The 9273-nt window shown below is 47.9% G+C and carries 9 protein-coding genes; 6 read left to right on the top strand and 3 right to left on the bottom strand.

The window, feature by feature from the left end; genetic code table 11:
• Nucleotides 1-207: 207 nt before the first annotated feature.
• Complete coding sequence (locus V6C93_RS17080; protein WP_333477873.1) at nucleotides 208-894, top strand: LuxR C-terminal-related transcriptional regulator; 687 nt, start codon at nucleotides 208-210, stop codon at nucleotides 892-894.
• Nucleotides 895-1541: 647 nt separating this feature from the next.
• On the opposite strand, the gene V6C93_RS17085 is transcribed toward V6C93_RS17080, so the two are convergent.
• The 3 genes from V6C93_RS17085 to V6C93_RS17095 form a co-directional block, all read right to left on the bottom strand.
• Entirely contained in the window at nucleotides 1542-1979 is a 438-nt protein-coding gene (locus tag V6C93_RS17085; protein ID WP_333477874.1) for a DUF202 domain-containing protein, read from the bottom strand.
• A 124-nt stretch (nucleotides 1980-2103) separates the two neighbouring features.
• Nucleotides 2104-2376 carry a hypothetical protein gene (locus V6C93_RS17090; RefSeq protein WP_333477875.1) on the bottom strand — a complete coding sequence of 91 codons (273 nt, stop codon included), beginning with the start codon at nucleotides 2374-2376 and terminating at the stop codon, nucleotides 2104-2106.
• A gap of 106 nt (nucleotides 2377-2482) precedes the next feature.
• Nucleotides 2483-3097, bottom strand: a complete 615-nt coding sequence (locus V6C93_RS17095; protein ID WP_333477876.1) for a hypothetical protein — start codon at nucleotides 3095-3097, stop codon at nucleotides 2483-2485.
• A gap of 409 nt (nucleotides 3098-3506) precedes the next feature.
• Between V6C93_RS17095 and V6C93_RS17100 the strand changes: the two genes are divergently transcribed.
• The 5 genes from V6C93_RS17100 (at nucleotide 3507) to V6C93_RS17120 (ending at nucleotide 9051) form a co-directional block, all read left to right on the top strand.
• Nucleotides 3507-4103, top strand: coding sequence for a DUF1003 domain-containing protein (locus tag V6C93_RS17100; RefSeq protein ID WP_333477877.1), 597 nt, complete (start codon nucleotides 3507-3509; stop codon nucleotides 4101-4103).
• Between the two features lie 232 nt (nucleotides 4104-4335).
• Nucleotides 4336-5064: a cadmium resistance transporter gene (locus tag V6C93_RS17105; RefSeq protein ID WP_333477878.1), complete on the top strand. Its 729-nt coding sequence runs from the start codon at nucleotides 4336-4338 to the stop codon at nucleotides 5062-5064.
• Between the two features lie 353 nt (nucleotides 5065-5417).
• Nucleotides 5418-6041, top strand: a complete 624-nt coding sequence (locus V6C93_RS17110) for a hypothetical protein (RefSeq protein WP_333477879.1) — start codon at nucleotides 5418-5420, stop codon at nucleotides 6039-6041.
• A 350-nt stretch (nucleotides 6042-6391) separates the two neighbouring features.
• Nucleotides 6392-7822: a glycogen synthase GlgA gene (glgA, locus tag V6C93_RS17115; protein ID WP_333477880.1), complete on the top strand. Its 1431-nt coding sequence runs from the start codon at nucleotides 6392-6394 to the stop codon at nucleotides 7820-7822.
• Between the two features lie 137 nt (nucleotides 7823-7959).
• Nucleotides 7960-9051 (top strand): alpha-hydroxy acid oxidase, encoded by a 1092-nt coding sequence (locus V6C93_RS17120; RefSeq protein WP_333477881.1) that lies wholly within the window; start codon nucleotides 7960-7962, stop codon nucleotides 9049-9051.
• Nucleotides 9052-9273 lie beyond the last annotated feature (222 nt).

A 9273-nucleotide genomic window follows, 5' to 3' on the forward strand; every position in this document is an offset into this window, starting at 1 on the left:
CCCACTGTTAGTGCAGCGAGCGTGCCCTTGGCGCAGCAACCTGGTCACTGCTCACGGGTCACTGGAAAGGTGAACTTCTTTCCCTATAAGGATTTCTATCTCCGATTACCCATTACCTATTACCCGTCTCAACGTTTAGGGGAACTATCATAGGAATGGGTTCCCAATCAAGCCTTGTCCCCCAATAAGGACAGTTGCAATTACTTGATGGCACGTTCTCTTCATACTCTATTCGATGCGATCGCCTCTGCCCGTGATGAGCGCGAACTACGACTCGCTGTCATGGATACAGTGGAGAAGTATTTTGGCGTGCAGCGATCGGGGATTTATCTGCTGAATGACCCGTCCCCCTTGGCTGAGGTCGATGTTCGCAGCATTCCTGAGGCTTGTGTAGAACGCAATCCGGTCTTGGGCTACGTGGTTGAACGTCACGTTCCAGCCCATGAGGGATTGGTGTTACCTCCAGAAGACTGGAAGCAGCTTTGTCCACGCCATGACCATGAACATGTGATGACCGGCCCCATCGTGAGCGGGGGCCGTCTGGTGGGAACAGTTAACTTTGCCCGTATGAGTGGCACTCCGGCCTTCAATGCGAACGATTTAGCGGATCTGAGCGCTCTATGCCTGCATTTGTCAGCGAAGTTCGCCACCCTACAGACCCAACAAACACGATTTAATTCCTCGCTCAGAAGCCGCTTAACACCGCGAGAACTAGAAATTGCTGAGTTAGTTGCCCAGGGACTGACCAATGTCGAAATTGGAGCAGCCCTTTGGATTCAGCCCAATTCCGTCAAGCAAGCCCTCAAACGCATGTTCCGTAAGCTTGAGGTTTCTACTCGCGCTCAACTGGTGGCACAACTCCAGGATGTTCTAGGTTCACGCCCAGTTACATAGGATGTTGTTGGCGAATTTGTGGGGGAAGTTAGCGGGTGATATCCTACCACCCGGATGATTAGACCTGTTTTGAAAGTCTCCTTTCATCCTGGAGTGTGAGCGTACCGCTCATGAACGTCTCTTGCTCTCATTCTATTTTCGCCCCCCTAGGGCGTGTCTTCAAACCCGGAGATCCCCCTAAATCCCCCTTAAAAAAGGGGACTTTGAGTTGATTCTCCTCCCTTTTTAAGGGGGGATGGGGGGGATCTTCTTCGCAAGACACAGGTAAATTTAGAGTTTGAAAACACGCCCTAGCCCCCCATGAATAAAAGGCTTCGTCCTTACTTCTCTCCCCTTTTAGGGGAGAACGAGAGGGGTGGAAGGAATAGAATTCAAAGTCCCCCAGAATTGGGGGATTTAGGGGGCTTTCCAGGATTTATGCAAGAGACATTCATGAGCATCTGCTCACACTCCAGGATGAAAGGAGACTTTCAAAACAGGTCTATTGTAGGGGCATCCCATGTGGATGCCCTATATGCAGACAGGGCAGGCACAAGACCTGCCCCGACAGCCGGAGACAATTGGGGGTTTGGAGACGTAAGGGATCAGACCTCTGGTTAATTGGCCAACCGATTCATTGGGTTCTTGGCAAACACCATACCAAGATATTACTCAAACATAGCACCAACCATCAGTTGCCAAGGAGCGGCAAAGACGTAGTAGATGATGCCTGTACCCAAGAGCAGGACTGCCAAACTGAAGAGCATTACCCAACGATCAGACGGTTCATACGTATCTTCGTCAATATCACGCCGTACCCCAAAATAGTGCTGAGTCGAAAGCCACACAGTTACCAGTCCTACTACGGCAAAAGCTAACCCCAGTTTCCAACTCATTCCAGTGGATGGCATCAGTGGCGCTTGAAACATCCTCATCCGCACAATCACGATGCCAAATCCCATTAACGAGATCGCACTCCGCATCCAGGCTAAATAGGTGCGCTCATTGGCAAGATGATCTCGAATGCGATCGGAACGACGACGTTTTGTGGTATTTTCTTCGGAGGGTGATGCACTCTTTGTCGGCGGATTGAATGTTAGCTGCATTGAAATAGCCTTAGATGCTTAGATGAACTGGGGTTGGCTTAACTTCACTCTATAAGGGCTTACCTGATAGAAGCAAATAGTATTTTTTGTCAGATGAATAATTAGAAGTGATTGAATGCTTTGCTCAGCCATTGAAGCTAGACATCAGAGAATTCAAGTCGAAGCTTTTCACCAGTTGGATTGCATCTTGGGGTAAATTTCCGATCGCACCCCACAACTGTCCGGCGCTGATCCCAAAGACAGACTGCAATACCAGCACGATCGCTAAAATTGTCACAATCAGCCCTAAACCAGCTTTTAAGATTCTAAATAGCAGCGTCACCAGCAAAAGTGACACGGCGATCGCTGCAACCACTAACACAGTCTGTGAATCTACCGACCCAATCCAAGAATCCATCTAAACCTCCACAAGGGGTAGTTAATCAAAGTAATAGCTTTCAATTCTTGGTACGGCGGGTTGACGAGGAAGAGCTTGCAGGTCAACCCACCTGTACCCATCTTATTTAATCGTCAACTTCCACGGCGGTTAGCGTGCTGGGAATGCGGGATTCAATAAATGCCTGCGATAGGTTGGGAATTTTCTCCTCATTGTCCTGGGATGACTTGAGCGCCGGAAGATTGAATTCAATGGCAGAGGTGTCAGCATTTCGGCGGGCGACTAAACGAGTACCGTCCAAAATTTTGAACACCGCTGGTGTTGACTCAATGCCTGCAACATTAATGCCACTGGGTAGGTAAATTCCCTGGCAATCCCAGCCTTCAGGAGTTGTCTCACCGTTTGCCAGGTAGTAGAGACTGTTATCGCCAGTCTTCGATTCCTCTGACGAGGCGGAACCCAAGATGCCGATTGTGTTCCCGGTTTCATTACTGCATTGTCCCCAGGTGACACCCGACTCGATCGCAGCTTTTTGCAAGCTCAACTCGTCAATTCGCTGTTGCACTTCTGGAGTAACATCCTGAGTTTCCTGGAGTGCTAACAAACCATTGAGCGTTTTTGTCACCTGAATATAGTCAGGATTTTTAGAGACTTTGGGTTGATCGGCTAGAGAGGGTTCGGCGATCGCTAGATTCACCACAAATATAAGTAAAACGAGCGCAATTTTGAACAGAGCCTTCATATCTTTACTCTTGTGATAACGAGAGAGGTTGTCTTGATGTTTTTATCTACCGTGGGATTCTGCTTGACAAGAATCCCTGAAAGAAGCATGAGTTCATCCTAGTTAGCCGCAACTTATCAGAGCAAATACATTTTTTTATTTAATTGATAAATTCAATTGATGTAAAACTGGGGAATGAAATTTACCCGCAAATCGCAGCAATGCTGCTATGGGTACTGGGGGTGGAAAAGTACGGAGCATAAAGCTTTAGAGGATTAATTACTTCAAGTTATCGATTTAACAAAAAAAAGTATTTGCTCTTATTGGTTAACCTGCGTACTGTGAAACTATAGCGAGTGCAGCACGAAGAGAACAAACGAAGGTTCGCACTCATAAAGGCATTAAATGAAGAAGTTGCAAGAGGTAACCCATGAACTCAGCTCCATCTACACAACCCAGTATCAACGAATCGCAACAAGCCCCTGTCGTCCTGAAACAGCCACAATCTGGAAAAATTAAACCCCCTGAGAAGAAGCCCTTAACCTTTGGTCAAAAGGTGGCAGACAAAATGGCAACTAAAGTGGGTTCTTGGGCGTTTCTGATTGGACAATCGACGATTCTGACTGGATGGGTTGGCTTAAATCTGATGCCCGGAGTGCCTCACTGGGATGAGTCTCCCTTTATTCTGCTAAACTTGGTGTTCTCGTTTGCCTCTGCCTACACGGCTCCGGTTGTCTTGATGAGCCAGAATCGCCAGTCTGAAGAAGACCGGGAAAGCGCTAATCACAATTACCAAGTAACTTTACAAGCGGCTCAAAACCTCGAACTGCTGCACGAAAAGCTCGATGCTCAGTATGCCAAAAAACTAGACGAACTAATTGTGCTAATCAAGCAACAACAGCAAGCTTCCAACGAAGTCAAAGTGGTGTTCGTACCGACTCAACAGATGAATGAGTTTGAGCATCGCTCTCACAAGATTGCAACGATGTCTATTCTCAATCCCCACTCAAATAAGCAGGCTTCGTGAATTTTGTCAAGCATCTGGATGATGTCGAATTAACTGTCAACCACTAAAAATACTCTTAACGCCTTTAGTATTTTCGGGACTTATCTAACAATCCCTACGTCATACGCAAATGAAAGAGGAAGTTGTGAGAAGCATTCCCTTCAAGACATCTCTCACACTCTAAACAGGATTGCTACAGCGTCACCCAAAAGCCCGGACTTTAGGCAAAACAGAATTTAGAGCATTAACTGACATGAACGGACTTATCACGGCAATTTCAACCGGCTTTACCGCCTTCACCGCAACCAACTTGGATGACATTTTGATTTTGATGTTGTTCTTTTCCCAGGTCAATGCCATCTTTCGCAAACGCCACATCGTTGCCGGACAGTATCTTGGCTTTGCCGCCTTAGTTCTCGCTAGCCTTCCCAGTTTCTTTAGTAGTTTGTTGTTGCCGCGTCCCTGTATTGGGCTGCTGGGGTTGGTTCCGATTGCGATCGGCATCAGCCGTCTGGTAAATTCCGATGAAGAAAATGAGGCTGAGCAAGAAGAAACACCAACTCAATCCGCTTGGTTTAGCAGCTTCATCTCACCCCAGGCGTATAGTGTGGCAGCGGTAACCTTTGCGAATGGTGGCGATAACATTGGAATTTATATGCCGCTGTTTGCCAGCTGTACCTGGCAAAATCTAGTTATCATTCTAGGAGTATTTTTCTCGCTAGTGGGTGTGTGGTGTCTTGCCGCCTACAGATTGACTCAAGTTCCTGCGATCGCAGACAATTTGACTCGTTATGGCAATTATCTTGTACCCTTTGTTTTGATTAGCTTAGGGGTGTTAATTCTCGTTGATAGCGGCACTTTAGAAAATCCAGGATTGGCAGTGCTGACGCTCGTGATTAGTGGTCTTTACCTGATGAAACTAGTAACAACGATTAGCCAAACGCTACAAGCCCAAGTACCAGTCTTGAAAGTTCTGAAGTAGACAAGCGGTGTGCAAGCTTAAACCGATGTTTTTTCTCGCACATCTGACTTAAGTCAAATGGCACTGAATTAAGGGAAAAGTGATCGTTGTTTGGGAAAAACCCAGATTGGGGGGTCTTCCCCCCAACCCCAAAGGGGACCCCGATGCCCCCCAAACCCCCCACTGGGGGACGTTAGCGAAGCGGGGCGCGTAGCGCACAACGCTTCCCCCAGACCCCCTCCGTAAGGGTTGATAGGTGAGGTATGAGAGTTCTTAAGTCAGTGCCATTCCACTTAAGTCAGAAGCTCATTTCCAAATTTTGCACCCCATTTTTAGTTGCAATGTCCAGTAATCTCAAAGTTAAGGAGTATTCCATGAAATTTCTCAAAATAGCTCTCGTCGCGATCGTGCTTCTAGGCAACCTGATCATTGCCCCTCCCTCTTGGGCAGGTAAGGACTTCACCAAAGGAGCGGATTACGCCGAAGTCACGCAAGCCATCAATCAATTAGTGCAAGCCAAGGACAATCCAGAACAAGCAGGTTACACGCCTGAAGCCTATCAGCAAAGGCTCAGCCAGTTGCAACAGCAGAAGTACGTAATAGAAACGGCTCGAAAGCGGGCGCAGTGCCATAACGAAACCACCGGGACACTAGCGGTGTATGCCAATAAGCCGAAGAAGTCTCCAACACAACTCTATTACCTGGCTGCGGGTGAGGAAACCGATGATGATTGGGATTGCGATGGATATTATCTACCTGCGGGAACTCAGGTGGTTCTCGGCCCCAATGCGGAAGCACAAGCGTTAACGGAACCCCTTGCGGTCAAGTTTGTAGATGGAACTCAATCGATTGTCAGAACAAATCCTGCGACGGGTGCAATTGAATTGAATGTGGCTCCTGCTCATGTGTTTAAAGTGGGTGAGACCAATTGGACGATTCCTAGCTTGTCTCAGGCAGATGTCAATGCCCAAACTCCTAGCCCACAAATTATTGACTAATACTGAGTAGGAGAGCGATTTTTTTCGGGGGAGATAGGCACAACGCGAGCCAATTTCAGTCCCAACGCTTCAGTCTGGACAAGTCCTGATGAAAGGATAATGCCACATTTCAGCATGGTAACCGCATTGCTGAGTTGACTGACTCGTTGGGATGTCGCATTTTGTATCTATAGCAAAAGAGCAAAAGGCACCGGAGATGAGAGTGAGGAGGCAGACCGGAGATGAGAGTGAGGACAGAAGGCAGAAGAGAAAAGATTGACGGGTCTTTCTCACCTATTTGATTTAGTGCAGGAGAATGTCAAAGTATTACTAAGTATGACTAGCTGAAAAGCAAAAGCACAAGAATCAACATGAAAATTCTATTTGTTGCCGCCGAAGCCGCGCCCATTGCCAAAGTCGGTGGTATGGGGGATGTTGTGGGTGCATTACCCAAAGTCTTAAGGCGGATGGGGCACGATGTGCGTATTTTTATGCCTTACTACGGTATGCTGCCGGATAAGATGAAAATCCCTTCAGAACCCATCTGGAAGGGATATGCCATGTTTAACGATTTTTCCGTCTATGAAACGGTTTTACCCGGTACGGATGTTCCCTTGTACCTGTTTGGACATCTCGCCTTCTCAGGTCGCAATATCTATGGGGGAGAAGATGAAGACTGGCGGTTTACCTTATTTGCCAATGGTGCCGCTGAGTTTGCCTGGAACTACTGGAAGCCGGAAATTATTCATTGCCACGACTGGCATACTGGCATGATTCCGGTGTGGATGCACCAAGACCCCGATATTAGCACCGTCTTCACGATTCACAACCTCGCCTATCAAGGGCCGTGGCGCTGGTACTTAGAGAAGATTACTTGGTGTCCTTGGTACATGCAAGGTCACAACACAATGGCGGCGGCTGTTCAATATGCCGATCGCGTGAGCGTGGTTTCTCCAACCTACGCCCAGCAAATTAAAACAGTTGAATATGGTGAAACCTTAGAAGGCTTGATGTCGTTTATCAGCGGGAAGATAGTCGGCATCGTCAATGGCATTGATACCGAAAGCTACAATCCAGAAACAGATAAGTACATCCATGAAAACTTCACGGCTGATACGATTGAAACACGCCGTGGCAATAAAATTGCGCTGCAAGAAGAAGTTGGCCTACAGGTGAACTCCGGTACCTTCCTCACGGCAATGGTGACCCGGTTGGTAGACCAAAAGGGCATTGACCTGCTGATTCAGGTACTTGATCGCTTCCTGGCCTATACAGATAGTCAGTTTATTCTATTGGGGACAGGCGATCGCTACTATGAAACTCAAATGTGGCAGATGGCATCCCGTTATAAGGGTCGAATGTCCGCCCAACTCCTCTACAACGATGCTCTCTCCCGCCGCATCTATGCAGGTAGCGACGCCTTCCTGATGCCTTCACGTTTTGAACCCTGTGGCATCAGTCAAATGCTGGCGATGCGTTACGGTTGTGTCCCTATTGTGCGGCGCACTGGGGGTCTTGTCGATACCGTCTCTCACCACGACCCCGTGAACCAAACGGGTACCGGCTACTGCTTTGACCGTTATGAACCATTAGACTTCTACACGGCAACAGTTCGTGCGACTGAGGCATTCCGCTTTAAAGACCAATGGCAGACTTTACAGCAGCGAGGCATGAAGCAAAACTTCAGTTGGGATAAATCAGCCGTAGAGTATATCAGGATGTATAAAGAGATCTTGGGGCTGCCTCAAGATGAACCCGTAGAAACTCAACAAGAGCAAACGCTAGCAGGTGTGGTTGGCTAGTGCCGCTTTCGCTCCAAGTCAAAGGTTAAAGTCTTTTGAGCGTCAGTGTTCAACCACTTGTAGGCTGGTGACTGAGTTGTGCCAGCCTTCACTCGCAACATCTTTGCTCAACCATGCCTACCCGATAGGATTGGCTAATGACTACCCCGACAAAACTGATCAACCTGTTTGAATATCAAACCCTTGCCTCCCAGCAGCTATCGCCAATGGCGCGGGACTATTACGCCAGTGGTTCTTGGGACGAAATCACGCTTAGAGATAACCGTGCCGCTTTTGAACGTTTCAAACTTCGTCCTCGCATGTTGGTGGATGTGAGTCAACGGGATTTAAGTACCCAAATTCTCGGTCAATCTCTGCAACTGCCTATTCTCATCGCCCCGATGGCCTTTCAATGTCTAGCTCATCCAGAAGGAGAAATCGCTACAGCCAAAGCGGCGCAGCAGTTGGGGACGGTGATGGTATTGAGTACACTGGCAACCATGAGTATGGAAGATGTGGCTAGTGTTAGCAATCAAACCCCTCAGTGGTTTCAGCTTTATGTGCATCGCGATCGCGGTTTGACTCGGGCTTTGGTAGAACGCGCCTATGCGGCAGGGTTCCAAGCGCTTTGCCTAACGGTTGATGCTCCTGTGTTGGGTAAGCGGGAGAAAGATATGCATAATCAGTTTATTCTACCGCCAGATATGGAACTGGCTAATTTGTCCACGTTGGCTAATCTAGAAATTTCTTCCCAACCTGATGAATCGGGTTTATTTTCCTATTTTTTAGAGCAGATTAATCCAGCTCTAACCTGGTCGGATTTGGAATGGTTGCAATCGCTGTCACCGCTGCCAGTGGTTGTTAAAGGAATTTTGCGGGGAGATGATGCGCTTCGGGCGGTGGAACATGGTGCCAAAGCGGTGATTGTTTCCAATCATGGAGGCAGACAATTGGATGGTGCGATCGCATCCATTGATGCCCTGAGTGAAGTCGTCGCAGCGGTTGGGGATCAAGTAGATGTGCTAATGGACGGGGGTATCCGACGGGGTACTGATATCCTTAAAGCTTTAGCATTAGGGGCAAAAGCCGTGCTGTTAGGACGCCCTATTTTGTGGGGATTAGCTGTCGGAGGAGAGGCAGGGGTAAAACATGTACTTGAGCTTTTGTGCAATGAACTCGATCTGGCACTGGCTTTAAGTGGTTGTGCCAATTTACAAGATATTGACTCCAGTTTGGTTGTTCGCTTTTGATTAGGAGTCCAATCAACTATGAAGGATGAAGTCAAGATAAGATCCTTCTGTTCTATTTTGCGGTTCTTCTAATCTTCAGCCAAGCCACAATCAGAAGTGAGGATGTATGTCTCGTCTGCCTAACCAGCACCCAATCTTTAACCGTTCCGTCTTCTGGACGGTGTTCTTGTTCTCAGCGGCCTTATTTGTGCCTTGGGTATTAGCAGAAACCCTGCCAGACCG

Origin of the sequence: Allocoleopsis sp. (genome assembly GCF_036703385.1) — a bacterium.
Taxonomy (GTDB): Bacteria; Cyanobacteriota; Cyanobacteriia; order Cyanobacteriales; family Coleofasciculaceae; genus Allocoleopsis.

Excerpts from the sequence above, each read along its gene's own strand:
- V6C93_RS17080 (WP_333477873.1), top strand. The coding sequence starts at position 208 with ATGGCACGTTCTCTTCATACTCTATTCGATGCGATCGCCTCTGCCCGT.
- V6C93_RS17085 (WP_333477874.1), bottom strand. The coding sequence starts at position 1,979 with ATGCAGCTAACATTCAATCCGCCGACAAAGAGTGCATCACCCTCCGAA.
- V6C93_RS17090 (WP_333477875.1), bottom strand. The coding sequence starts at position 2,376 with ATGGATTCTTGGATTGGGTCGGTAGATTCACAGACTGTGTTAGTGGTT.
- V6C93_RS17095 (WP_333477876.1), bottom strand. The coding sequence starts at position 3,097 with ATGAAGGCTCTGTTCAAAATTGCGCTCGTTTTACTTATATTTGTGGTG.
- V6C93_RS17100 (WP_333477877.1), top strand. The coding sequence starts at position 3,507 with ATGAACTCAGCTCCATCTACACAACCCAGTATCAACGAATCGCAACAA.
- V6C93_RS17105 (WP_333477878.1), top strand. The coding sequence starts at position 4,336 with ATGAACGGACTTATCACGGCAATTTCAACCGGCTTTACCGCCTTCACC.
- V6C93_RS17110 (WP_333477879.1), top strand. The coding sequence starts at position 5,418 with ATGAAATTTCTCAAAATAGCTCTCGTCGCGATCGTGCTTCTAGGCAAC.
- glgA (WP_333477880.1), top strand. The coding sequence starts at position 6,392 with ATGAAAATTCTATTTGTTGCCGCCGAAGCCGCGCCCATTGCCAAAGTC.
- V6C93_RS17120 (WP_333477881.1), top strand. The coding sequence starts at position 7,960 with ATGACTACCCCGACAAAACTGATCAACCTGTTTGAATATCAAACCCTT.